Source organism: Gracilimonas mengyeensis, assembly GCF_900182705.1.
In the GTDB taxonomy this organism is placed as follows: domain Bacteria; phylum Bacteroidota; class Rhodothermia; order Balneolales; family Balneolaceae; genus Gracilimonas; species Gracilimonas mengyeensis.
In genome coordinates this window covers 77,526-103,427 of the sequence record NZ_FXTP01000012.1, presented here as the reverse complement: position 1 = coordinate 103,427, position 25,902 = coordinate 77,526, and the positions used below count along the sequence as shown (strand labels likewise).

The 25,902-nt window shown below is 42.9% G+C and carries 16 protein-coding genes; 11 read left to right on the top strand and 5 right to left on the bottom strand.

From position 1 onward, the window contains the following. Nucleotides 1-2: 2 nt before the first annotated feature. From FN815_RS13775 to FN815_RS13745, 7 genes are all read left to right on the top strand, one after another. Nucleotides 3-2,693, top strand: coding sequence for a T9SS type A sorting domain-containing protein (locus FN815_RS13775; RefSeq protein ID WP_142455231.1), 2,691 nt, complete (start codon nt 3-5; stop codon nt 2,691-2,693). 79 nt (nt 2,694-2,772) lie between these two features. Continuing rightward, on the top strand, nt 2,773-4,272 hold the full coding sequence (locus FN815_RS13770; RefSeq protein ID WP_142455230.1) for a phage tail protein: 1,500 nt from the start codon (nt 2,773-2,775) through the stop codon (nt 4,270-4,272). A gap of 16 nt (nt 4,273-4,288) precedes the next feature. Further along, the gene (locus FN815_RS13765) at nt 4,289-7,249 is read left to right on the top strand and encodes a TonB-dependent receptor (RefSeq protein ID WP_246075290.1); all 2,961 of its coding nucleotides are present in this window, start codon (nt 4,289-4,291) and stop codon (nt 7,247-7,249) included. Nucleotides 7,250-7,259: 10 nt separating this feature from the next. Further along, the gene (locus FN815_RS13760; protein WP_142455229.1) at nt 7,260-8,276 is read left to right on the top strand and encodes a PorV/PorQ family protein; all 1,017 of its coding nucleotides are present in this window, start codon (nt 7,260-7,262) and stop codon (nt 8,274-8,276) included. 8 nt (nt 8,277-8,284) lie between these two features. Continuing rightward, nucleotides 8,285-9,580, top strand: coding sequence for an NHL repeat-containing protein (locus FN815_RS13755; protein ID WP_142455228.1), 1,296 nt, complete (start codon nt 8,285-8,287; stop codon nt 9,578-9,580). A gap of 246 nt (nt 9,581-9,826) precedes the next feature. Continuing rightward, nucleotides 9,827-12,550, top strand: a complete 2,724-nt coding sequence (locus tag FN815_RS13750) for a TonB-dependent receptor (RefSeq protein ID WP_142455227.1) — start codon at nt 9,827-9,829, stop codon at nt 12,548-12,550. A gap of 586 nt (nt 12,551-13,136) precedes the next feature. Continuing rightward, the gene (locus FN815_RS13745) at nt 13,137-14,654 is read left to right on the top strand and encodes a peptide MFS transporter (RefSeq protein WP_142455226.1); all 1,518 of its coding nucleotides are present in this window, start codon (nt 13,137-13,139) and stop codon (nt 14,652-14,654) included. A gap of 363 nt (nt 14,655-15,017) precedes the next feature. On the opposite strand, the gene FN815_RS13740 is transcribed toward FN815_RS13745, so the two are convergent. The 4 genes from FN815_RS13740 to FN815_RS13725 form a co-directional block, all read right to left on the bottom strand. Further along, nucleotides 15,018-15,755, bottom strand: coding sequence for a hypothetical protein (locus FN815_RS13740; RefSeq protein ID WP_142455225.1), 738 nt, complete (start codon nt 15,753-15,755; stop codon nt 15,018-15,020). A gap of 38 nt (nt 15,756-15,793) precedes the next feature. After that, nucleotides 15,794-16,558, bottom strand: a complete 765-nt coding sequence (locus FN815_RS13735) for an MIP/aquaporin family protein (protein WP_142455224.1) — start codon at nt 16,556-16,558, stop codon at nt 15,794-15,796. A gap of 130 nt (nt 16,559-16,688) precedes the next feature. Beyond that, the gene (glpK, locus tag FN815_RS13730) at nt 16,689-18,188 is read right to left on the bottom strand and encodes a glycerol kinase GlpK (RefSeq protein ID WP_142455223.1); all 1,500 of its coding nucleotides are present in this window, start codon (nt 18,186-18,188) and stop codon (nt 16,689-16,691) included. 13 nt (nt 18,189-18,201) lie between these two features. Beyond that, entirely contained in the window at nt 18,202-19,806 is a 1,605-nt protein-coding gene (locus FN815_RS13725; RefSeq protein WP_142455222.1) for a glycerol-3-phosphate dehydrogenase/oxidase, read from the bottom strand. Between the two features lie 262 nt (nt 19,807-20,068). On the opposite strand from FN815_RS13725, the gene FN815_RS13720 reads away from it, so the two are divergent. Beyond that, a complete protein-coding gene (locus FN815_RS13720) occupies nt 20,069-20,833 on the top strand; it encodes a DeoR/GlpR family DNA-binding transcription regulator (protein WP_142455221.1) in 765 nt (254 codons plus the stop codon). A gap of 70 nt (nt 20,834-20,903) precedes the next feature. Here the strand turns inward: FN815_RS13720 and FN815_RS13715 are convergent, their stop codons facing one another. Beyond that, a complete protein-coding gene (locus FN815_RS13715) occupies nt 20,904-21,656 on the bottom strand; it encodes a transporter (RefSeq protein WP_142455220.1) in 753 nt (250 codons plus the stop codon). 162 nt (nt 21,657-21,818) lie between these two features. Here FN815_RS13715 and mnmE point away from each other — a divergent pair, with 162 nt between their 5' ends. The 3 genes from mnmE (at nt 21,819) to FN815_RS13700 (ending at nt 25,837) form a co-directional block, all read left to right on the top strand. After that, on the top strand, nt 21,819-23,192 hold the full coding sequence (gene mnmE / locus FN815_RS13710; RefSeq protein WP_142455219.1) for a tRNA uridine-5-carboxymethylaminomethyl(34) synthesis GTPase MnmE: 1,374 nt from the start codon (nt 21,819-21,821) through the stop codon (nt 23,190-23,192). A 150-nt stretch (nt 23,193-23,342) separates the two neighbouring features. Beyond that, entirely contained in the window at nt 23,343-24,473 is a 1,131-nt protein-coding gene (locus FN815_RS13705) for a site-specific integrase (protein WP_142455218.1), read from the top strand. Beyond that, nucleotides 24,470-25,837: a hypothetical protein gene (locus FN815_RS13700; RefSeq protein ID WP_142455217.1), complete on the top strand. Its 1,368-nt coding sequence runs from the start codon at nt 24,470-24,472 to the stop codon at nt 25,835-25,837. Before FN815_RS13705 ends, FN815_RS13700 begins: the two co-directional genes overlap by 4 nt. Nucleotides 25,838-25,902 lie beyond the last annotated feature (65 nt).

The window sequence follows — 25,902 nt, the reverse complement described above, 5'->3', positions numbered from 1 at the left end:
AAATGAAGAAAAATCTACTATTAAGTATTAGTACCGTCTTATTACTGGCGGGATTAGCAATGCCTGTATTAGCACAGGAACATATATCTATTAAAGAACTCAATACCTATCCTGAGCCATTAGAATCGGCAACGGATGTTACTAATCACCCTTTGGCCGACTCGGTAGTAACTATTACTGCAGTCATCCAAAGCTATCCTCGTAGTTCCGGAAACAGAAGTTACAATTCTTCTGATAATTCCATCGGCTCTATCCAAGTTTTTGTGATAGATACAGCAGCGGCAAGTCAAGGCCGTGCAGGGATGTCTATGATGATTAATGAATCCTTTAGCGATGAGATGGAAGAACTGGAAACCCTAAATCGTGGTGATATAGTAAACCTGACCGGTTCTCTTTCTTTCTTTTTCAATGGGGCTCAATTTGGAATTGCTCCAGATGGTATCAGTTATGTAGGGAACGTAAACTTGGATTACCCGGAATACGCCGGCTTGCTGGAACCATGGGAGGTTGACCTGACAGAAATCAACATTGCCAATGATGACGGCACTTTCCAGATGAACTTGGATAATTATGAAACCTACGCTCATTCATATATTAAAGTAAGTAATGGTGTTATCTCTAATGTGTCGTTGGGAAGCCGAGTAGATTATTCTGTAAATGCTGATGGTACCCGCATATACGGTTATGATACTTCTCTGCGATATCGAAACGACAGACCGACATATCGTACCGTTGAAGGAACCCATGATTACAACTGGCGAAGAGCTGAAGATGGTGATTTTGAGCCACCGGTTGGGGCACTGGCTAATGTAAGTGGTTTTCTTACCCTTAGTGGCGATGATCCGGACGGGGTTCTTGCACCAAGTGCAGAAGAACTTTGGAGCATTAATCCGTTTGAAGATGGAGTTTTGTGGCGCCAAAACTCAGCAGGAGAAGATATCAGGTTAGTAGATGGTGAAAATGGTTTTGAGTGGCCCAATGATTTTGAGATCACCGGTCTTCCTCCGGTAGCTACCAGTTTTACTGCCACGCCAGATACTTCCATTGTAGGAAGTGGAGTTGAAGTTTCATTTTCGCTTACGGCTGAAGGTCCTGTAGGGGATGTTGGAATTGACTCCGTAAAAGTATTTTACCAAGCCGGAACACAAGATAGCAGTTATGTTTTAGACACAAGTAATAATGAAGAATTTACTGGATCGCTTCCTGCCTTCCCAGAATTTACAGCTGTGTCGTACTATTTTGAGATTTATTCAGATGATGGATTAACCGGGCGGTATCCTACTTCTGGTAATGAAGGATTTTTTGTTCTGGATGATGCAGTTAACAGCATTGAATTAGTACAAAGAACAACAGATGGTGGTATTGGAGCTAGTTCTCTGGCAGATAAAGGTGTTGTGCCAACCGATATAACCGCTACTGTTGCCGCTGGTGCTGCTGATGATGGTTTTATAGCCATACAAGACCGTGCGGCCAAATGGTCTGGTATTTTTGTGGAGATTGATGATAATACCGGAATTCTTGAAAGGGGCGACCGAATTCAAATAAATGAATTAACTGTTTTTGAAAACTATGGACTTACCGTAGCTACATTAAACGATTTTTCTGTACTTGACCAAGCGAATACCCAAGTAGATACTCTTGCAGTTTCGGTATTAACACAAGATGTAACAAGTATTCCGGGAATAGAAGAATATGAAGGTGTGTTTTTAAGCTTCTCTGATGTTAAAGTAACTACGAACCAAGCAGATGGCGGTAGCGACTATGGTGAATGGGAAATTGGTTCCCGCCAAGGTGGCGATGCCTCGGTAGATACACTTGAGGCCGGTGAAGGTTTGAGAATAAACGATGACTTTGACTTCGGCTCACCAGACATTAGTTCTACTTTAAACGAGTACGTGAAAGTAGGTGCCCAGATTGATGAGGTGAAAGGTTTCTTACAGTATTCATTTGGTGATCCCAAATTAGTATTGCGCAGCCTGGAAGATATCACAGGAGATAACTGGACATATCCGCGTACTGATTTTAGTCTGGAATCGCCCAGCGATAATGCTGAAGTAACGGTAACTTCAGACGTTGAAGCAACTTGGCAAGCCTCACAAGATTTTGATGGCAATAATGTTACCTATGAATGGGTGCTCTATTCAGCTGCTGATACAACCGAAATTATTGCGGTAACTTCTGATGACGAAGGTGCAGCGGCTCAAGCTACTCTTCCATATGAAACCGTGGACGGTCTGCTGGAAAACCTTGGTCTTAATGAGGGAGAAAGTGAAGACTTCTTGTGGAACGTACGTATCAGTGATGGCGCTGATACTCTTGCTGTTTCTCAAGGTTATGAGATTGAAACCAACTCATTTACTCCACTTTATTACACTCTTACGTTAGAAAAAGGCGGCCCTGTATCTAACGAAATGGAAGGTGGCATACCTCAGACCTATGATCTGAAGCAAAATTATCCTAATCCCTTTAACCCAACTACAAAAATTACCTTCGATTTACCCGAAGCCACACAAGTTGAGTTACATGTTTATGACATGCTGGGTAGACGAGTTGCTACCATTATGAACGATAGAATGACTGCCGGCACACATTCACTTAATTTTGATGCCACTCGATTGGCAAGTGGCATGTACGTGTATCAAATAAAAGCAGGTTCATTTGCCAGCACTCGAAAAATGATGTTGATTAAATAAAAAAGTATTTAAAAAACTGGAATGGGGATGGAATACTCCTCATTCCTATTCTATTTATTTTGTGAATTAAAAAGATCAAATGTACAGCTCCAAGTATATAATATTTTTTATTTTAGCTGGTGTTATTTTTGCCGGTTGCGATTCTGGAATCACTGGTGAGAAAAATGAAAATCAGCCCCCAAAAACCTATTTGACAGTTCAGGAGATAAACCGCCCTGATGATAACAGGCTGTCGAGTCAAATAACCATTAGCTGGTGGGGGGATGATCCGGATGGTTATATCCAAGGGTTCGAATATGCCATTGGTGATACTACAGAAGATAATTGGGGGTATACAGAACGTACCGACAGTACTTTTATACTTCCTATTACGCCGGGGCAGGCTTTTGATGATGTGCTATTTAAAGTACGTGCTGTAGATAACCAAGGGCTTAAGGATCCTAAGGGAGCACGAGTGGTTTTCCCAATTAAAAATACTCCGCCTACTGTACAGATTGTATCTACTGAATCTGTGCCGGATACTACTTATAGTATAGCCAGTTTTGGCTGGGTAGTAAGTGATCCCGATGGCTTTATAAATATAGACCGCACCGAAATTGCCTTTAACGACACTAATGGTACATGGACGGAGATTCCTCTGGAGGAAAATGATGAGGTCTTTATTTCATTAGAGATAGGTGAGCAGAGTAGTCAAGTTTATCAGGGAAGAAGTTACCGCCAAACAGGAATTAGCATTGAAGGCATTAATCAAAATGCTGAAAACATGTTTTATGTACGAACCGTGGATGAAGCGGGCGCAGTTAGTTCAGTTGATACCTTAAGGTGGTTCGTGAAAAAACAACAATCCAATATATTGATAATATATGATTTCGCTGGTGCTATCAACAAGGAAACTATTAGATATCATAAGCAAAAGCTTGCTGAAATAGGGCTTACTAATTTTGATACCTGGGATATTAGCGGTGGAGAATTTGGAACAGATGGTAAAGTACGCCTTTCAGAAAACTTGCCAAATGTTATCGATCCGGTACTGCAAAATACTATGGTGCAATGGGACCATATTTATTGGATCTCAAATAGTCTAAATCGAAATTTGACTTATGCCCAGGAAATGCTTCAACAATTCTTTAATGCGGAGGGGACGCTATTCATCAATGCTCCATCAAGCCGTATTTCTGAAACAGATCCATTGCTCAACTTTTTACCCATCGATTCATTTACCAGTTATACCGGTGATGATGGGCGTGGTGATGGTCCATATATAATCCGAAACAGTGAAATAACGCCAGTGGCAGCTGGTAGCTTTCCAACTTTACAGATTACGCAAAGCGAGATCAATATTTATGGGTTTCAAGTAATTTCAGCCGCTGATGCGCTTTATCAAGCAGATATTAAAATGCGGACTATTAGTGGGTTTGAGGACTATGACGCACCTAATACTATAGCTTTGAAAAATCCGGAGGAAAACATGATTTATTTTGGGATACCATTATCGAACGTAGATGGATATGATAACGTAACCGAACTTTTAAATCAGTTTATCAACCAAGAATTGTGTTTTAATGGTGCGTGCCAATAAATAACTGAACAGATTGATGCAAAATATGATACAGTACATACTTAAAGCACTATTAACAGCTATTTTTGTTGTTGGGTTGGTGCCGTATACCACGGCACAAGATCGCGGTGTCATTGAAGGACAAGTAATAGAAGCAGAAACCGGTGAGCCACTGATAGGGGTTAATGTAATTGTTCGAGGATCTGCACTTGGAGCCTCTACCAACTTGGATGGAAAGTATAAAATAACCAATATCAGGCCTGGCGAATATTCTATTGAAATAAGATATGTAGGTTTTGAAGGTAAACTGTTTACAGGTATACAGGTAAACTCTGGAGAAACTACTGAACTAAATGCAGAATTGAACCCTCAGGTATACTCTTCTGATGAGGAACTTACCATTGTAGGTGAAGCACCAATATTTGACGTAGAGAAATCTTCTTCAGCTACTACAGTAAGCAGGGAGCAAATTGAAGCCGCTCCTGTACGAAAGATTGATGATGTAGTAGGTATGCAAGCCGGTGTAATTCAGGATCCTACAGGTATATATATTAAGGGCGGGCGTGCTTACGAGACGGGCTATGTAGTAGATGGTGTTTCCGCTCAAGACCCTTTAGCTGGCACCGGCTTTGGCCTTGATTTAGGAGCCAATGCTTATTCTAACGTAGAAGTTACAACCGGAGGAGTAGGTGCAGAACATGGAGATGTCACCTCAGGTGTGGTTTCAGTTCAAACCAGAGATGGTTCTGATGAATTGGAAGGTTCATTTACCCACAAAAGAGATAATTTTGGACAAGACAATGATCGCCAAAGTAATTTTTACCAGGATATTTATGAATTAAATTTAGGTGGCCCTGAGCCAATTACATCGGCAATATTACCGGCTTTGGAAATAAATATTCCTGGGGATATGTATTTCTATTTCAGTGGGCAGGCATCACTAAGCAACGAATTTACTAAAACCTCGGCCGACCAAGTTCAGTCATCTATAGTAGGAGATAATTTCTTTTCGCCCCGCCAAGATAATCGATGGAATGGAATGATGAAGTTGACTTACAAAATTAAGTCGGGAATGCGGCTTGAAGCGGCTTATCAACGTTCGCTTACCGTCAATCAAAATACACGAATGCTGCAGATCACAGGAAATGATGTGCAAATTCGTCCTGGTTATCAATTCCCATTTCAACAAGATCTGGATAATGCCAACACCTATACACATGACAGTAACCTAAGCTACCTGAAATGGACACAAACTCTTTCCGATCGTTCTTTTTATGATGTACAAATAAGTCGCTTATTTACTCGATTACGGGCAGATGCTAATGGAAGGGACTGGCGTCCCTCCATTGTTGATGGTGAATTTGATCCACAGAGTATACAAACCTATCCGGCCAGCGAATTTCAAGGAACCCAGCCTTACGGATATGCTTATATACTACCGGGCTCGGGTTTCATCAATAATGGAGGTATAGCCACACTATGGCATGATCATTTTGCGGAAGAAGTGGTAGCCAGAGGATCATTTAATCAGTTTTTCGGAGACCGAAACAACCAGTTGACTGTTGGGTTTGAAATGAAATTTAATGACTATCAATGGATAGATATAACGCGCCCTTGGGTAGGTGCTCCCATAGAGATTGCCCCCGGTGAATTTTCAGAAACACTAAGAGTAGGTGAAAGGTTTGATGCATGGCGGGTAAAACCCAAAAGAGGTGCTTTATACATAACCGATAAAATACGATACCAGGGATTAATTGCAGACGTAGGCTTACGTTTTGAATATTGGGCACCGGGCAAGTATGTAGATGACTTGGTGAATAATCCACAGGCTCCTATTCCTGATTTTGTGAGGGATGAGTACAAAGAGGATACCCAAAAATTGTTTGGTATGCGTTTTAAAACACGCATTTTGCCCAAAATCAGGGTAAGCTTCCCTGTTCGCGAAAATCAGGTGTTGTTTTTTAATTACGGGCATTCAACAAGGGTACCCCATCCAACCTATGTATATTCCAGTTTAGACCCCTTTTATCAGAATCAATCTGCTCTGCCTGATTTAGGAAACCCAAACCTCAACCCAGAGGTAGATATTTCTTATGAAATTGGGCTGCGTAACCAAATAACAGCCAATGATGCACTGAATGTAACGGCTTTTTGGCGAGACAAATATGATTTTGTGACCACCCAAACTATTGTCGTTGATGATCCTACCGGTCGTCCTGTGAACAGGGCATTTCGCATCAATGGAGATTATGCACGTTCTCGGGGAGTGGAACTTACCTATATTAAACGTTATCAAGATTGGGCCCAAGGACAAATTGGGATAACCTACTCAAGAGCAGAAGGATTGAGTTCAACCAACAACGACAATTTGCAAGATATTACCGGGGAACAGCTAATTGGCAGCAATGTTGAAACACCGCTGGCTTGGGATCGCCCTTGGGATATTAAAGGTAATATTACACTAACTTATGATCGTCCGGAACCTCTGTTTGGTTTGGCTCCTTTAAATCAAATGCGACTGTTTCTTTCAGCTGTAGCAAGAAGTGGAATCCGGTATACCCCACAAGAGTTTCAGGGATTTTCGCGGAATCCGGTTTCTGGGGAACAAAATTGGCGCCCAATTTATGAGCGAGTACAAGATCCAGCACTTGAATTTAGCGAAACTGGACCTTGGTGGTTCTATATGGATTTAAATTTCCGAAAATGGTTTACTGTGGCAGATACTGAAATATCGGCATTTCTTGAGATCTCTAACCTCCTAAACAATGAGAATGCAGCCATTGTAAATCCTGTAACCGGTAAAGCCTACAAAGATCAATATCCATCAGACACGGAATCGTTGATCGCATTAAGAGATGACCGCTCATACGACATGCCCAACAGTTCCAGAGACCCAAGATATTTGGGCCCTGGAGGAGGAGGTATTCCCTCGTATTTAAACCCTGCAAACTTTTTACAGCAGCGCCAAATAATGTTTGGCTTGTCAGTGAATTTCTAAATCATTATTGATGACAAATTCTATATACAAATTTTTAGTTATAGCCGTAGGGTTGCAAATGCTATTTGTATTTGCGCCTCAAAAAGCACAATCACAAGGGTTGATTCCAAGTTTTGGAGATGCCCGTTCGGGTACTTCAGGGTTTCAGTTTGTTAAAATTGCAGTAGACCCAAGAAGTACAGGAATGGGAATGTCTAATGTGGCAGATATAAAGGATGCTTCCAGCTTGTATTGGAATCCTGCATTGGCTTCACAAGCTCAAAATTCAGAATTTATGATTAGCCATACCCAATACTTTGCAGATATTTCTATGGAATATCTTGGGTACATACAACGGTATAAATCATTCACTTTTGGCGGGTCAATACAATATCTAAACTCCGGTGAAATGGAAGAAACAACGGAATTTGCTCAAAGAGGAACCGGCCGTATGTTTCGAACTATTCATATATCGGCAGGGGTTACCGCTTCCCATAAAATTACCGATTTATTTAGCTATGGATTAACGGTTAAGTACCTTTCAGAAAGACTGGAAGAAGTTGAAATAAATACGGCAGCTATCGATTTCGGTTTTTTCTATATGGTAGGAGAGACAGGATTACGATTTTCGGTAGGTTTAAACAATTTTGGATTGGATGCTACCCCAAGCGGCGAAACCACAAGGCCAGCATTAGAGGGTGAAACTACCGAAACCGAATTTGAAGATACCCCTTTGCCAACACGGTTTATCATTGCCACAGCGTATGATGTGTACAAAAACGAATCATTGAAAGCAGTTTTAACTGCACAAATAACCAACCCAAGCGATAATGCTGAACAATTTAGTGTCGGCGGAGAGCTAACTTTTTTGGATCAGTTTTTTGTGAGAACAGGATACCAATTTGCCTACAAAGAAGTTCAATTACCCAGTTTGGGTGCAGGTGTAAAAGTACCTATTGGGAATAAAGATCTGCATGCGGATTACTCATTTAGCACATACGATCGTTTAGGAACCCTTCATAGAATAGGTTTAAGATTTAGTTTATAAAAGTATATATGATGAAAGCAGTTAAAGGTATTTTATTACTTGGTATAGTCGCTATATTTTTTAGCGGGTGTGATACTATATTCGGTTCAAAACAAAATGATACAACAGACGAAATATTTGAGGTAGGTCGCATAGATCCCACCTTAGAGCAAACAGATGGCTATGTTGCTTTAACGCCATTTTGGGAAGGCTTTGATAACCCAACAGATGTACATGTAGGATTTGATGAGTTTGTTTATGTGACTGATGCTGAAGGAGTTCATTTGTTAGACCGTGCCGACCTTTCACCTCGTAAGACCATAGAATTTGACGGAGCTGTTTCTGTAACGCAAGATCGGCTTTTGAACGTGTATGTAGTAGCTCGCTACGATACCGTAATTCAAGACCTGGACCCAAATGTAACCTGGAACTTACCGGCAGTGTATAAGTTGAGGAATTTAAATGGCACAGATGGCCCAAATCCAGTATTTCTTGACACTCTAATTCATCCTTTTGATGATGCCAGTAGGGCTTCGGAAACGGCTCGCAGAGCTCGCTTGGTTAAAGATGATGTCGAAAGTGATGAGCATGTAGAGTTTACCGGAGTTACGGTTTTAGAAGACAACAGTATTTATGTGACGCGTCGTGGCCCTTTAAACAGTACCACAGAAATAGCCGCTCCGGATAATATTGTGTTAGAATTTGCTCCTATTATTGAAAATGGACAGTCTACAGCAAAAATGCGAAATGTACGGCAAATACGAACTTTAAGCCCTGTGACCCCGTCATTATTAAGCTCTGTAGGACCCTCTGATATTGCAAGTTTTGTATCTCCTCCGCAGCGCGATGTTTTTCCCGATAATCGAAGTTTCTTGATTACCCAAGCCGACCAGTCAGCTGATATTACGTTTAGAGTGTTGCAAGTAAATGCCGTAGAGACACCGGATGGATTGGTATATCGATCTCAACCTGATTTTTTGGAACGGGATACATCACGCTCTTCAGGTTTTTTATATGAAGAAAATAAATTTATTAAGCCTGTTGGACTGGCTGTTGCTGGTGATCAAACCGGTTACATTTTTGTTGTTGATCAAGAGCAAAATAAATTATACCAATTTCAACCTAATGGTTATGAAGGGGTAACCCCCCCACCCGGAGCAGTAGACAGGAGCAAAAATCTAATTGTCTCTTTTGGAGAGCAAGGCAACGGCCCCCGCCAATTCAACAATCCCAGCGGCGTAGCCTATTTTGATGAAATCGTATATGTAGCTGACACGGGCAACAACCGTATCGCTCGTTACAGGCTCACTACCGACTTTGAGTAAATGGTTGAAGAACTGATTTTTTAGAATTATCTATTCTATTTGAAGCCCGTTTCATTAAACTGAATCGGGCTTTTTTTTATTTTAGTCGGGCAAAAAAGCACAAATGGGGGATTGCCTGCGCGGTTCATTTTCTTTAGTTATTGAAGTGCTGTAATAATGGATAATTAATGTTCCCTTAACGTTATAGTCCTTAGTTTTCTACTCTTCTTAAATCACCAATCACACTCACAAAACACCAAAATATCCATGATAAGATATCTACTAAGTTTAATGTTAATGCTTGGAATGAGTGCAGGCGTTTATGCCCAGTCTACCATTTCAGGTACAGTAAAAGATGCAGATACGGATGAACCGCTTGCCGCAGCAACGGTTGTTGTAAAAGGAACCCAAAGGGGAGTAAGTACCGGTTTTGACGGCTCCTTTAGGATTCGTGTAGAACAAGGAGATTCTCTGCAAGTATCCTTTGTTGGTTATGAACCGCTAACCGTGCCAGCCACTGATGGTATAATTGTTGAGCTGGTACCACAATCCAACGTGCTGGGAGAGGTAGTTGTATCTTCCGGTATTGTTGACATTGCCAAAGTTCGCGAAACACCGGTTGCGTCTACCTTGATTTCTCCCGCAGAGATTTCACTGAAAGTTGGTAACCAGGAATTTCCTGAAATTATGAATACCACCCCCGGTGTGTATGCTACCAAGCAAGGTGGGGGATATGGCGATTCCCGAATTACAATTCGTGGTTTTGATCAGCGCAATACGTCTTTCCTGATTAACGGTCAGCCGGTTAACGATATGGAAAACGGCTGGGTATACTGGTCTAACTGGCAAGGTTTGACTGATGTGGCTTCCGGAATCCAGATCCAGCGCGGACTGGGAGCTTCCCGACTGGCAGTTCCTTCGGTTGGTGGTACGGTTTCGATTTTTACCAAAACCGCTCAGGTTGATCCAGGTGCATCTGTAGCACAAACACTGGGTAACGACGGATACACTAAAACCGCTGTTAGCTGGAATTCTGGTAAAAATGAAAAAGGCTGGGCTACTTCGCTCTTATTAAGCTACTGGGCTGGTAATGGCTATGTGTACAATACAGCCGGTGAAGGATGGACCTATTTTGCAGCGGTTGGCTATGAGCCCGAAGGATCTAATCACCAGTTTAACTTGTCGATAATGGGAGCCGCCCAATGGCACCATCAGCGGGATGTAGAAGTTTCCATCCGTGACTACCAGAATTTTGGCGAAAGCGGTATCGATACCCGCTGGAATACCAACGGTGGTTCACTGAACGGCGAAGAGTTTAACATGCGCCGAAACTTCTATAACAAGCCACTGGCTACTTTTAACTGGGACTGGGATATCAACGAGATCTTCACGCTGAATACTTCCCTGTATGCTTCAGCCGGACGTGGTGGAGGTACCGGCCCCAGAGGTCAAAACTTCTTTGACAGCCAGCTGGATATCCTTCCTTACCAGAGAGACCTGACCGAGCATTATTTAGAAAATGGTAATGGAGTTCGTGGTCCCGGCGGACGCATTGATTTTGACCGCATTGTTGAACTGAACCGCGAATACACTTCTGGTTATACCGGAGAGCTTAGCGATTTTGAAGGCCGCTTGATTGGTTCTAACGGCTACAGTGAGAATGGTGTGAACAATGTGGTATTGATTCGTCGTGCATCTATGAACTCCCACAACTGGTTTGGTGCGATTTCTAACTTGGAAGCAGAATTCGGTGACTTCCGTGCTTCTATTGGCGTGGATTTACGTGATTACACTGGGTATCACTATCGTGTAGTAACTGACCTGATGGGACTAGACGGGTACTTCTCCACCGGAAATGAGAATTCAGCCGGACAAATTATTGAAAGCACCATTGATCCGACACCATTTAATGATACCGGAATCGCCGGACCCAAAATCGATTATTATAATATCGGTTACGTAGGCTGGCAAGGTCTGAATGGTATGCTGGAATACAGCCATGATGACAAGCTTACCGCTGTAATTCAGGGTGGACTTTCAAACAAGAGCTACCAGCGTGAAGACTTCTTCGATCAACCTACCTTCCCGCTTTCTGAGGAAGTGGATGTGTTGGGGGGGTATGTAAAAGGTGGTGCCAACTACAACCTGACTGACAAGCAAAACGTGTTTTTCAACACCGGATTCATTTCACGTCAGCCAAATTTTGATGCGGTATTTCCTGGCTTTGCAAATGCAAAGAATCCGAATCTGCAAAACGAAGAGATTTTCTCTTTTGAACTGGGTTATGGATATATCGGTAACGACTTCCGTTTGAACGTAAATGCATACTCTACCACCTGGAGTAACCGTTTCGAGTCAGTGTCATTTGATATTGGTGACGGAACCGAAGGTACCGCACAGTTTGACGATATTGATTCACGACACAATGGTATTGAGATCGAAACCGAGTATCGCACTCCGGTTGAAGGCTTGAAAGTAACAGGTATGCTTTCAGTAGGTGACTGGCGCTATACCAAGGATTTTACTTCAACTATATTTGATGAAGATCAAAACGAAATTGGGCAGGGAACTTTATATCTAAAAGATGCTAAAGTAGGAGATGCAGGACAGTTTGTACTGAACCTGGGTGCCGATTATCAAATCATCCGTCAGGTAAGCGTAGATGCGAACTACCGTTACGTAGATAATCTTTATGCAGACTATTCTATTACGGATTCCGATTTCACCAATCCTGATAATGACGGTGCTCTAAAGCTGCCTTCTTATGGACTGCTTGACCTGGGTACCACCGTTCGTTTCGATCTGTTTGGCCGGGATGCTTCCTTCCGCGTAAACGTAAACAACGCGCTGAATACTACGTACATCGCGGAATCCAATTCCAACATCCATGCCACCAGTAGCTCACAAACCTGGAACGGTATTGACACCCGCAACTATGTATGGTTTGGTTTCGGAACAACCTGGAATGCTACCCTGAAGTATAACTTCTAAAGCATAGTAGCATATGTTAATGTACTAACAGCGTATTTACTGTTAGCCTTTTCAAAAGCAGCCCGTGTTAAGCGGGCTGCTTTTTTTATTTAAAGAATATGGCATGGCATAAAGTGGCTTCTATAAAAAAGTCATCCCAGCGCAACTGTTCAGACAAAGTTGTCGGTGAGGCAGGGATATGAAAGAAGTCAAGGATCAGGCAATTTAAATCGGAATGATATTTAACGTGAGTTCGACATAAGAATGACACAAAAAAACAGCCCGTCATCGCGAGGAGCCCATTTATGTTTATAAGATATTATGCGTACCGACGAAGCGATCTCCCTATCAACGCTCAGAGGTATTATCCGGGAGATTGCCACGGTATTTGCTCCCATACGGTCCCTGAATACCTCGCAATGACCGGTTTTATATCAAACTCATGTTATTTAGATTCCCAACTTCACAGGAATCACTGGCTGTTATCTAATTGTACCTATTTCCTTGTTAACTAATTTCCTAAACCCAATCCACTCTTGCAACCGAGTACTGCAATACCTATCATCACACAGTTAAAAAACAGACACTTCAATTAACCTGATTTTTTATGGCAAACGATCCACAACACAGCCATGACACTTCCTTCTTTGGACATCCCCGTGGCTTGGCAACTCTTTTCTTCACCGAGATGTGGGAACGCTTTAGTTACTACGGCATGCGGGCCATCCTTGTACTTTTTATGGTAGACGCCATCAACACCGGCGGCTTGGGACTGGATGATACCACGGCAACTGCCATCTATGGTTTATATACCATGTTTGTGTACCTGTTGGCGCTGCCCGGCGGCTGGCTGGCAGACAAATTTATGGGACTTCGAAATGCCATTTGGTACGGCGGTATCATCATTGCAGCCGGACACTTTGCCATGGCGATCCCGACCGATCAAACATTTTATTTAGGCTTGGTACTTATTGTAGTCGGTACCGGCTTCCTGAAGCCAAACATTAGTAGTATTGTAGGCGGCTTGTATGCCGATGATGAACCGGCCCGCCGTGATGCCGGCTTCTCTATTTTTTATATGGGGATTAATATCGGTGCTTTTATTGCCCCTATCGTTACCGGATGGCTGGGTGAGGGCATCAACTGGCACTATGGATTCGGTCTTGCCGGTGTAGGTATGGTGCTTGGACTGGTGCAGTACAAGCTTACCGAAAAATACCTCGGCGATGTAGGTGTAGAGCCCGAAAAACTGGACGATCCTGCCAAGCAAGCTAAACGGGAATCCCGCATTAAAACCGGGTTATGGATTATTGGAAGCGCCCTCACGGTTTTTATTGGCTTGGTGATGGCCGGTGTGATAACGATCAACCCAGTGGCTATCGCTGATGCTTCTGGAATTACCATCTTTGCGTTGGTTATCGCCTATTTTGTGTATGTGTTTGTGGCTGAAGAGCTCACCACCGATCAAAAGAAAAAAATCGGGGTAATTGCAGCTCTCTTTATTTTTTCGGCCATTTTCTGGTCGGGCTTTGAGCAAGCCGGTTCTTCCCTGAACTTGTTTGCGGAGCGTTACACCGATCGTCTAATGTTTGGCTGGGAGATGCCTGCCAGTTGGCTGCAATCGGTGAATGCCTTTTTCATTATTACCCTTGCACCGGTTTTTGGATGGCTTTGGGTATGGCTCGCCAAACGGAATCTGGAGCCCGCAACTCCTGTTAAATTCGCTTTTGGCTTGATCTTTTTAGGAGTAGGCTTTTTAGTGATGATGTTTGCTTCCTACATCGTAGTGGAAGGCAGCCAGGTGTTGCCTACATGGTTGGTAATGACCTACCTGTTCCACACTATTGGTGAGCTGTGTTTAAGCCCCGTAGGACTAAGTGCCGTAACAAAACTGGCTCCAAAGAAGCTGGTAGGACAGATGATGGGAATCTGGTTTATGTCCATAGCTTTTGGAAACCTTATTGCCGGACGTGTAGCTGGTCAATTTGATCAGGAATCTATTCAAGCCGACCCAAGCCTGTTGCCTGATTTATTCTGGTTGATTGTTCTGACCACAGTGGGCGGCGGTATTGTGCTACTATTGTTTAGCAAGCCCATTCGCAAACTGATGGGTAAAGTTCACTAGGAAATGTTGAACTAGCATTTTGTTTATTAAAGAGGCCAGGCAGATTTGTCTGGCCTTTTTTTGTTGGTTTCAGTTTAGTGTTTAAAAACTTTTCATGTCATTTATTCCAATAAAATCTAAACCACACGGTCATTCAGAGGCTACCGCCGAAGAACCTGAGCCAGAACATGCTTACCGGCATGCCACTGGTTATGGAGTTTTATTCAGTCGGTAATGTTTTTCAGGAAGTAAGAGATATAGTGCTCTGCAAAATGCAAGATCCTTCGGGAGTACCCTCAGGATGACTTGTAAAAAAAGTCATCCCTGCTTTCGCAAAGATGACTTCTGTAGTTCGTTAAACTGTATTGTTCGAATGGTTAGTTCTTAGAACAAACCCACACTCAGCTGCATGGCTCCGTATTTTTGCTCTGGATTCCACATGGCCGTGGCACTTACTGGTACGGCTGAGCCAAACAACTCAACGGGCCGAATAGCAGAAATTCCAACGTTCACGATGTTGGGAGAACTGCCATAAAAGTGTTCTTCATTCAGGAAAGAAAATCCTCCTCCCACAAAAGCATTTAAGCTAAATGCTTCTTCCTGAACTACACCTACATTTACTTCGGCATAGTTGGAGAAGGCGTTCTTTACTTCGCCGTCATCAACATAGGTATCACGCCCCAAAATGATGGTGCTCCATTTCAAGCCAAGACGATCGGTAGCCTGGTATGCAAGAGTAGCATCCACAAAATGAGAGGTGGTTTCCTTGTCATAATCGAAGATGTTGGCATTGGGGAAATCCGAGAAGTTGTTGATATCCCAGATGGAAAGGTTCAAGTCGTCCGTAAGATTAAAAGCTACATAGTAGTCGAATTCCGTGAAGCTGGCGTCAAAGCTGCTTCCGTACCAAAGACCGGCGGTAAAGAAGCCGCTTTCAGTGGTATAACTCGTATTCAATGTAGCTACGGCATTTTCGGATACTTTGTATCCCTTCCAGAGGTGCATGTTTTTAAGGCCGGCATCAATACTTACGCCATCAGCAAAACTTTGAGCTTGAGCGGAAGCAGAAAAGCTAAGAAACAGGGCCGTTAACGCAATAAAAGTTTTGGTTAGGTAACGCATGATAATCTCTTTTAATGGTTAGGAATGTTTTGGCAGCTTTATAGCAAGATGAATGTAAGACCGGCCAGCACTGCGCCAAGTAAAGGGCCAAAAATTGGCACCCATGAATACGCCCAGTCACTGCTGCCTTTATTGGAGAGTGGAAGCACGGCATGAGCAATTCTCGGGCCCAGGTCACGGGCAGGGTTGATGGCATAGCCGGTAGGTCCGCCAAGCGCCAGACCAATACCAAATACCAGTAAACCCACAGGTAAGGCAGACAGTGATCCCAGTCCAAAACCAACTTGTTGGCCATCAATAGTAATAGTAGATAAGAAGTCGCCATTGGCACTGATAAAACCAGGGCTGCTCAGATACAATACACCAAAAACAAGGATAAAGGTGCCGATGACCTCCGTGAGAAAATTAGATCCGTAATTGCGAATTTCAGGAATGGTAGAAAATACACCCAATTTTGTTGTGGGGTCTTCGGTAGCGGCAAAATGGTCTTTATACGTAAGCCAGGTTAGGAAGCCCCCGGTAAATCCTCCGGCTACTTGTGCCAGGATGTAAGGCACTACCATGCCCCAGTCGAATAAGCCCGCAGTTGCCAAGCCCAGGGTTACGGCCGGGTTGATGTGTGCTCCGCTAAATTGGCCAGTGATGAACACGGCGATAAATACACCCATGCCCCATCCCCAGGTGATGACAATCCAGCCGCTGCTGTTGCCCTTGGTTTTGTTTAAAATGACGTTTGCTACTACACCGCAACCAAAAAGGAGGAGTACGGCGGTTCCGATAAATTCTGCTAAAATCGGGCTCATAATGGATCTCCGTTTACAATATTATTTTCATGATGTGGTGCATGTCAGATATAGTTTTCCTACATGCACGTTGTTTTTGGGTTTGATCACCTGTGAGTAAAAAGTGCTCACAGGTGAAATTTCTAGTGGGTTAGCGGTCGTCGGCCCAGGTGATGGCTGCATTTACGGCACGCTGCCAACCCTTGGTCAGTTCTTTCACTTTGGCCGGTTCCATCTGCTGCTTAAATTCCTTGTCAGCTTTCCAGAGCTTTCGGATTTCTTCAATGTCATCCCAATAACCAACTGCCAGGCCGGCAAGATAAGCAGCGCCTAAAGCAGTGGTTTCTGTAATGACCGGACGAATAACCGGCACTTCTGCAAGCAAATCACTTTGAAATTGCATGAGGGTATTATTGACGGTGGCACCGCCATCAACCCGCAGCTCTTTAACGTCAATACCGGCATCGGCTTTCATGGCGTTCAGTAAATCCATGACCTGGTAGGCGATGGAATCCTGGGCGGCACGTGCCAGATGTGCCCGGTTGGTGCCCCGGGTTATGCCCACCATGATACCGCGGGCATGCTGATTCCAGTGGGGTGCTCCCAGCCCTGCAAAAGCAGGTACGAGATATACGCCATCGGAATCTTCTACTTTGTTGGCAAAGTATTCAATGTCTTTGGATTCCTGGATGATGCTCATCTCATCGCGCAGCCACTGTACCACAGCACCACCGATAAATACGGAGCCTTCCAACGCATACTCGGTTTTGCCATTTATTTTCCAGGCTACGGTGGTAAGCAGGTTGTTTTCTGATTTAACGGGTTTTTCGCCTACATTCATCAGCATAAAGCAACCGGTGCCGTACGTATTTTTAACCATGCCGGGCTCTGTACACATTTGGCCAAACAAGGCGGCCTGCTGGTCACCGGCGATGCCGGCGATAGGTACTTTGCTGGCAAAAAGCGTGGTTTTAGTGCGGCCGTATTCTTCACTGGATTGTTTTACTTCGGGCAGCATGCTTTTGGGGATATCCATCAGCTCCAGTAATTCTTCATCCCACTCCATGGTATTGATGTTGAACAACATGGTGCGTGAGGCGTTAGTCACGTCGGTGATATGCAACTCACCCTGGGTGAAATTCCAAATCAGCCAGGTGTCAATAGTGCCAAAAGCCAGTTCACCTTTTTCTGCTTTTTCGCGTGCACCTTCTACATTATCCAGAATCCACTTCACTTTGGTGCCAGAGAAGTAGGAGTCGATCATCAGGCCGGTTTTCTTTTGTATGCTTTCAGCATGACCTTCTTCTTTCAGCTGATCACAATAATCAGAAGTACGGCGGTCTTGCCAAACAATGGCGTTGTAAATGGGTTTGCCTGATTTTCGGTCCCAAACCACGGTGGTTTCACGCTGATTGGTGATGCCAATGCCCGAAAGCGCTTTTCCGTTAATGCCAGCGGAAGCTACGGCCTCGGCTGCAACACCAGCCTGTGATGACCATATTTCCTGGGCGTCATGTTCTACCCAGCCGGGCTGGGGATAAATTTGCCTGAATTCCTTCTGGGCTACTGATACAATCTCTCCTTTTTTGTTAAAGAGCATGGCGCGGGAACTGGTGGTTCCCTGGTCTAAAGCTAAAATGAATTGTTCCATAACTGCGGGTTTATTAGTGACTGTTATTTGTTTCTAAAATCTCGGGCTTGTAAGACTTCAGTAAATACCGGTTGGCAAGCGTGGTAAATTCTTCAATTTGGGATGATATCCATTCCTCATCATATTCTAATTCCTTTGCCATCAATTCAGCCACGGCCGGTGCCATGTCGATGGCTGCTTTGGCATCCAGAAACAGCATGCGAATGCGGCGGGCTAAAAAGTCTTCCACCGTACGCGCCATTTCATGCCGGGCCGCCCAGATCACTTCGGCTTTAATATGAGCGTATTTGGGATGAAGGTTTTCACTCCAGGCAACTTTTTCTTCAGCCAGTTGTAGTACGTCATTCTGATCGGATCCATAAAAATAAAAGGGATTGCTGTAATCGGTTTCTTCTTCATATCCATGAATTTTCATGGACTCACTGGTTGATTTTCTTTCGCCAATGCCATTCACTTTTTCGGCCTTGTCGATGGTATCTTCACCCATTTTACGGAAAGTGGTCCATTTTCCTCCGGTGATTGTAATAAGACCAGATTCTGATACAATTAATTTGTGGCTGCGGGAAATTTCCTTGGTTTTGGTGTCTCCTTCCTGCGGGGCTGCCAGCGGACGTAATCCCGCAAATACACTTTTTACATCATCACGGGTTGGTTTTTTTGCAAGATATCTTTGTGCTGTTTGTAGGATGAATTCAATTTCTTCTTCCAGGGCTACCGGCTCTAGGCTGTGTTCGTCCAGTGGAGTATCGGTGGTTCCAACTACTATTTTATCATGCCATGGAACAGCGAAAAGCACACGGCCGTCATCGGTTTTTGGAATCATAATGGCATCTTCGCCCGGCAGGAATGATTTATCCAGCACCAAATGCACTCCCTGGCTGGGGCGGACCATCTCTTTATGCTCGTCTTTATCCATTTTCATGATTTCATCCACAAAAACACCGGTGGCATTAATGACTGATTTTGCCTTCAATTCGAAGGTTTGCCCGGTTTCCCGATCAAGGGCTTTCACTCCGGATATCTTGTTGCCATCCTTTATCAAGCCTTTTACCTCCACATAGTTTAAGGCTACGCCTCCGTGCTCCACAATGGTTTGCACCAGGTTGATGGAAAGTCGGGAGTCATCAAACTGGCCGTCATGGTAAATAACACCGCCACGCAGGCCTTCTTTCTTGATAGTGGGAAGTCGGCGTATTGTTTCTTCTCTTGAAATAGGTTTGGACCGGCCCAGGCTTAATTTCCCAGATAGCAAATCGTACATGGTGAGCCCCAGGGTGTAATAGTATTTGGTCCACCATTTATAGCCGGGAATCACAAACACTTCATTTTGCACCAGGTGAGGGGCATTTTGTTGTAACAAGCCACGCTCTCTCAGGGCTTCCCGCACTAAAGCAATATCTCCTTGTGCTAAATAGCGAACACCACCATGAACCAGTTTGGTACTGCGGCTGGAAGTGCCTTTGGCAAAATCGGATTTTTCCAGTACCAGGGCTTTGTATCCGCGGCTTACAGCATCAAGGGCGGCGCCGAGGCCGGTAGCCCCACCGCCGATAATAATAACATCCCAGGGTTCTCTTTTGTTATTTGTTGCGCTCTTAAGTAATTCTGCTCTTTTCATAATAAACTCCGTTTACAGGAGATGTTTCATTTTGTTCTGTAATGAATCTAAATAAAGCAAAACGAAATTCAAAACAATTTAAAACGAAATATTTCGAACACGCCTAAAACCCTAAAACACTGAAAAATTATAGTTTATACTGATTAGGGGATTTTTGAGTCAAGATTATTTTTAGAAATAATGTTTCGTTTTGTTCCGAATTATAGAAAATTGAAGAAAATGAAGAGGTGTGCTATATTGAAACTCAATAAATGGGAAATACATGACAGTAGCGGAACGACACGAAACTATTCTAAAAAAACTGAAAGAAAGCGGAAAGGTCTATGTGCAGGAGTTAAGCGAAGACCTGGATGTATCGGAAGTGACTATCCGAAAGGACTTAAGAGTGCTTGAAGAAAAAGGCCTGCTCTTTAGAACCCATGGCGGAGCCACGCAATCCAATCCTTATACCAGCGACCGACCGGTTTCGGAAAAAGAGAAGGTGCAGGCTGAAGAGAAAAGCCTCATTGCCCAAGAAGCGCTTAAGCTAATAGGAGATAATGATTCCATCGTATTGGCGTCGGGGACAACCATTTTAGCCCTGGCCCGAAAGATTCATCCGAACAGGAGGCTCAACGTGATTACCTCTGCCTTAAATATTTCGTTGGAGCTGGCGCAGCATAAAAATGTGGAAATTCTTCAACTGGGCGGACAGCTTCGCCAAAGCTCCACGTCGGTGGTGGGCCCGTATGCCGAGCAGTTTTTGGATGGCATCACCTGCGGAATTCTGTTTTTAGGCGTGGATGGCATTGATCTGGATCATGGCTTAACAACCTCAAACCTGATGGAAGCCAGCCTGAACCAGCGCTTTATCGAAGTCGCTCAATACACCGTAGTGCTCGCCGATCACACCAAATTCGGAAAACGAGGCTTTAGCCGTATCTGCAGTCTGGATAAGGTGCAACATATCATAACGGATGAAGGAGTATCTGCCGAGACCGTAGCAAAATTAGAAGAATCCGGCGTACAGGTTACCATTGCCCGGTAAATGAATCCCAAACAAAAAAGGGATGTGTTTTTGAACATCCCTTTATGACTAAACATCTAGAAATTAGTTTTTAATTAAACCCTTGGGCATAGCCCGCACCAATAAAGAACACTTCCGCATCTGATTCATATCCGAAATTAACATCCAGCTGAGTATTGCCTGCAAGAGTATAAGTGACTCCCGTTTCTAACCAATTGGTGCTACCACCTTCGTAATACAAACCGGCATAACCAAAATAGCCTGCTATATCCTCGTTGTTTGGGATGGTGAAGCTTGGAGTAAAGGTGAAGGTCCAGTAGTCCGCATTAGCAACTTCAGGATTAAACCAATATCCAAGGTTGGAAGAAACACTCCACATATCATTTAGGTCATAATCAGAAAGAACAGTTAGGGTTGAAGAAATGTCACCAGAACTAAATCTATCAGAGCCAACTGGAAGGGTTAACTCTGCCATACCGGATACACTGGGGTGATTCTCGGTTTTTGAGATAAAATTGTATTTAGCACCGATATCCATGTCATTAAAACCACTGTAGGAATCAGAAAAAAAAGACGTCTCTACATTCACGCGAGTATATGAATTGAGGGCGGCGCGTAATTCAAGCTTATCTATAATCCCGTAGCGTAACAATACTTGACCAATATCCAATCGATTAGATATTTCACTATCTGTAAATTCGATTCCTGCTTCTACCCCCAGCATTCTTTCCGGTGTGATGGAAGAGCCGTTTCCAATCCCCGGCCGGTCTGGTGAATATGTTTGGGCATGTACTATACCCATCCCGAAAAGTAAAAGAAATGTACCTGTGAGTAATGTTCTCATTGACTTGCTTTTATGTTTAAAGTTGTATGTAAAGCTAATCAAAATAGTGGTTTCATGTTTATAAATATTGCAGAAAAATTAATGGGTAAATTTTTTTAGGGATGATATAGCACAATTTTCAATCCCTTTCGTGTTTTCCGGTAGTCTGCCTATCTTTGAAGCATGACAGACATCACACAAAAAAAACCGATTGCTGCTATTGCTACTCCCGTGGGCGAAGGCGGTATCGCCGTAATTCGGGTATCCGGCCTGGAAGCCATTGCCACGGTAAACGAAGCTTTTAAAGGCAAAGATCTCACCAAGCAAGATTCCCATACCGTCCACTTTGGTAAGATTATGAACAAGCAGAATCTTCCTGTGGATGAAGTGCTGGTGACGCTCTTTCATTCTCCAAAATCATACACCGGAGAAGAAACCGTAGAGATTTCGTGTCACGGAGGGGTGCTGGTGACACAATCGGTGCTGGAGACGATTTTGGCACTGGGCGTACGATCCGCAGAACCAGGAGAGTTTACTCAACGGGCTTTTTTAAATGGAAAGCTGGATTTGGATCAGGCCGAGGCAGTGGCCGATCTTATTCACGCCAAAAGCTCTAAAGCGGTGGATGCGGCCCACCAACAGCTGGAAGGTCGTTTAGGGGAGCACATCAAGAAATTTCGCCAGCAGATTATTGACGCCACGGCCATGGTAGAACTGGAGCTGGATTTTATTGAAGAAGACGTCGAGTTTGCCAACAAAGAGCAGCTGCAGAAATTGCTGGAAGATTTAGATACCGAAATTGCCGAACTCCTGGAAACCTATGAAACCGGTCGGCTGGTGAAAGATGGCGTGAAAACGGTGCTTATTGGTCGTCCGAATGCGGGAAAGTCAACTCTACTGAATACGCTGGTGGGAAGTGACCGTGCCATTGTTACTGAAATTGCCGGAACTACCCGCGACACCATTGATGCCGACTGGAGCTACGATGGCCTCCTGTTTAAATTGATTGACACGGCCGGTCTGCGGGAAACCCAAGACGTGGTGGAAGCGGAAGGGGTGAAGCGATCCCAAAAAGCTTTTGAGCAGGCAGACTTAGTGATTTATTTGAAAGACCTCTCCCAGTCATTTACCGATCAAGAGCGTAAAGAAATTGCTGATTTTCAGTCGCGCGCCAAAGAAACCCCATTTATTTTAATTGGCACCAAAGCCGATATCGAACTGGAAGGAGGGTGGCGAACCGAGTTTGATTTGAAGATCTCGGCCCTGGAGGGAGAGAAAATCAAAGACCTGAAAAAACTGCTGAAAGACCGAGCGCTGGAGAACAAACATTATGATGCATCCAGTCTTTTGGTTACTTCTACTCGTCACCGCGATGCCCTTCAAAAAACCAAAGAGCACGTGGATAGTGCATTGCGTGCGCTTAGCCAGGGTATGACTGGCGACTTCCTTTCCATTGACTTGCGAGCTGCCCTCAAAGAACTGGGCACCATTACCGGCGAAATTACCAATGAAGATGTGCTGGATAGTATCTTTTCGCGATTTTGTATTGGTAAGTGAAGTGAGTTTCTCTTGTTTAGCTAAACTCATCTAATGCTTTCATTTAGCCTGTTTTCAAGGTAGTATATTTTCTCTTCTTTTGTTGTTATTTGTGGTTTTATTGTTGTTAATTTGTTGTATAGATATTGATAGCAACAAATAGCAACAATTATGAAGGTACATTTAAGACAGAGAAAGCAGACTAAATCAGGCAAGATCAGCCTCTATCTGGAGTACTATAAAGGCACTGTCAAAACTGAAGATGGCAAAACTAAGGCAGTCAGAGATTATGAATATCTGGATCTGTATTTAAAAGATAATCCTCAGACTAAGCAAGAGAGACAAACTAATAAGGAGACTCTGGAGCTTGCTAAAAGCATAAAGGCAAAGAGAGAGCTTGAGATCAAAAATGGTCAGTATGGCTTCAAAAGGTCAGGCAGTAGTAATGCTGATTTTATGGCTTTCTTTAGAAAACAGAGAGATAACAGAGAAAGCAATGAGAATACATACAACAATTGGGATTCTACCTATAAGCATTTAGAGTCTTTTGTTGGATCTGACTCACTGCCATTCAAAAGATTAGATCAGAAATTTTGTGAGGAGTTTCTTGAGTATCTGAAAAATGTTAAGAAAACAGATGGCAATCCTTTAGCCTCTGCCTCTGTAGGATCATATTTCAGCAAGTTTAGAGCTGGACTTAAAAAAGCGGTCAAAAAAAGATACCTCTCGCACAATCCAGCCAGTGATGTTGAGGCTCCTTCAATTAAGACACCTAAGAGAGAGCATTTAACTGTAGATGAGCTTAAGGCAGTAGCTAAAGAGGAGTGCCGGTATCCTGTTCTGAAAAATGCTTTTCTGTTTGCCTGTCTTACCGGTCTGAGGTGGTCTGATATACAGAAACTTACATGGTCAGAGATTGAACAGAATGAGGATGGCTGGAGAGTAGTATTTCACCAAAAGAAAACAGATGGTCTGCAATATGTTGAGATACCTGATAATGCCAAACAATATTTAACAGATCCTAAGGCTCCTGAGGTAAGAGTCTTTAAAGGTCTCAAATACTCATCCTATATGAATGTAGCTCTACAGAGATGGATGATGGAAGCAGGGATCACTAAGAACATCACATTCCATTGTGCAAGACATACCTATGCTATCCTACAGTTACAGCATGGAGCAGATATTTATACTGTAAGCAAATTATTAGGGCATAAGAATATCAAGACTACTCAGATCTATGCTGATATAGTGGATCAGAAAAGAAAAGAAGCTGTCAACCGATTAAACAGTATTGACTTATGAAATTAGGTGAATTATTTCAGGGTATTGTTGAGAATAAAGTTCCTTCAATTGACATTATTAATACTATTGAAGAAATAGGGAACAAAAAGAATGGAGTTACCAAGGGATTTTTAAATCAAATCTTGTCTGATTTTTCTTTTTATCTGCAAGAGTATGTTGATCTAATTTTAGAAAAAAGAAAGACAGACTCTGAACTGATTGAAGGGTACAAGATCAGTACTGGTGAGGATAATAAGTGGAGAAACTTCTATGTGATCCAAGAACATTATTCTGATGCTAATCTAAATGAATGGCAAAAAGACTCAGTAATGAGGTTTTGTGGCATAATTTATAGAAGCATCAAGAAAGCAGAGTATTTAACCAGTGATAATGTAACTATGGCTGATTCAATTGGAGATAGTTACAAAGAGGGATTATCAAACAGTTTTTTTGCTGAAGTTCATAAAGGTGGTATGTCAGACTTAGAAATTTATTCAAGAGTTCAAGAATTGACTGGTGATTTTGATCCAGTAAAAATTAAACTGCTCTGCAAAGATTTTGACTTTTATTTCTGGTGGGAAAGGGAACTTTGGGAGGGAAAATTTTCACATGAGGAAATTCAGAATAAAATTAATGAATATGAAAAAGATGGTAAAGAAGTACCCATGTTGAGTGATGTTGATAGAGGGCAAAGAAGCTTTGGGGTTTCAGATTACTTTAAACCACAAAGGAGGATTAAAAGACAAAAGGAACAAACAGAGGAGCAGAAAAAGAATGTGGAACAATTTGCTCAAGAAATGTCTGAAATGCTCAAAAACACAATTGACATAAGTAGATTAATGGATCCACATGGCATTGAGTTTTATTCATTGTATAGGTTAAGAAGTTTACTTGTTCAACTTAAAGCAGAATATACAACTGCTGAATTAAAACCTAAATTTCAGTCAAAACTTGATAGGTCAACTCCAAAGCAAGAGAGTGTAGAAAGTAACATCCAGCCTATCCATTGGCTTAAAGGAGATGAGTCTCTCAGAATGTTTTTACAGTCCATAAAAAAGGTTGGCTTGATTGAAAACAGAGATACTAATGATCTGATACAAGAGCATTTCAGGCAGGCAGATCAAACTCCTCAACCTATTCAATGGAGCAAGACAAACAGACTCCTCATTTACTTGTTTAACAAATTATCTGAGGCTGGTCTGATTGATACTATGGATAGACAATTTAAGCTCATCACAGATCATTTTTTGGATAGACATAGAAAACCTTTTAAGAGAGACAGCATAAAACAGGACTCACAAAACATGAAGTACTCCTCTGATCCAAGAGGTTCTAAAACAATAGATAGTATTATTCAGAGCCTGTCTGATAAACCTTTACAGTAAAGTTTTTAAAAGGTCTGGTCAATTACTTTGTTATCAATCCTTTCTCATCTTTTGCTCAGGTTAAC

Coding starts and splice junctions, on each gene's coding strand:
- FN815_RS13735 (WP_142455224.1), bottom strand. CDS start 16,558: ATGAGCCCGATTTTAGCAGAATTTATCGGAACCGCCGTACTCCTCCTT.
- FN815_RS13745 (WP_142455226.1), top strand. CDS start 13,137: ATGGCAAACGATCCACAACACAGCCATGACACTTCCTTCTTTGGACAT.
- FN815_RS13770 (WP_142455230.1), top strand. CDS start 2,773: ATGTACAGCTCCAAGTATATAATATTTTTTATTTTAGCTGGTGTTATT.
- FN815_RS13765 (WP_246075290.1), top strand. CDS start 4,289: ATGCAAAATATGATACAGTACATACTTAAAGCACTATTAACAGCTATT.
- FN815_RS13775 (WP_142455231.1), top strand. CDS start 3: ATGAAGAAAAATCTACTATTAAGTATTAGTACCGTCTTATTACTGGCG.
- FN815_RS13720 (WP_142455221.1), top strand. CDS start 20,069: ATGACAGTAGCGGAACGACACGAAACTATTCTAAAAAAACTGAAAGAA.
- FN815_RS13725 (WP_142455222.1), bottom strand. CDS start 19,806: ATGAAAAGAGCAGAATTACTTAAGAGCGCAACAAATAACAAAAGAGAA.
- glpK (WP_142455223.1), bottom strand. CDS start 18,188: ATGGAACAATTCATTTTAGCTTTAGACCAGGGAACCACCAGTTCCCGC.
- FN815_RS13715 (WP_142455220.1), bottom strand. CDS start 21,656: ATGAGAACATTACTCACAGGTACATTTCTTTTACTTTTCGGGATGGGT.
- FN815_RS13750 (WP_142455227.1), top strand. CDS start 9,827: ATGATAAGATATCTACTAAGTTTAATGTTAATGCTTGGAATGAGTGCA.
- FN815_RS13700 (WP_142455217.1), top strand. CDS start 24,470: ATGAAATTAGGTGAATTATTTCAGGGTATTGTTGAGAATAAAGTTCCT.
- mnmE (WP_142455219.1), top strand. CDS start 21,819: ATGACAGACATCACACAAAAAAAACCGATTGCTGCTATTGCTACTCCC.
- FN815_RS13755 (WP_142455228.1), top strand. CDS start 8,285: ATGATGAAAGCAGTTAAAGGTATTTTATTACTTGGTATAGTCGCTATA.
- FN815_RS13740 (WP_142455225.1), bottom strand. CDS start 15,755: ATGCGTTACCTAACCAAAACTTTTATTGCGTTAACGGCCCTGTTTCTT.
- FN815_RS13760 (WP_142455229.1), top strand. CDS start 7,260: ATGACAAATTCTATATACAAATTTTTAGTTATAGCCGTAGGGTTGCAA.
- FN815_RS13705 (WP_142455218.1), top strand. CDS start 23,343: ATGAAGGTACATTTAAGACAGAGAAAGCAGACTAAATCAGGCAAGATC.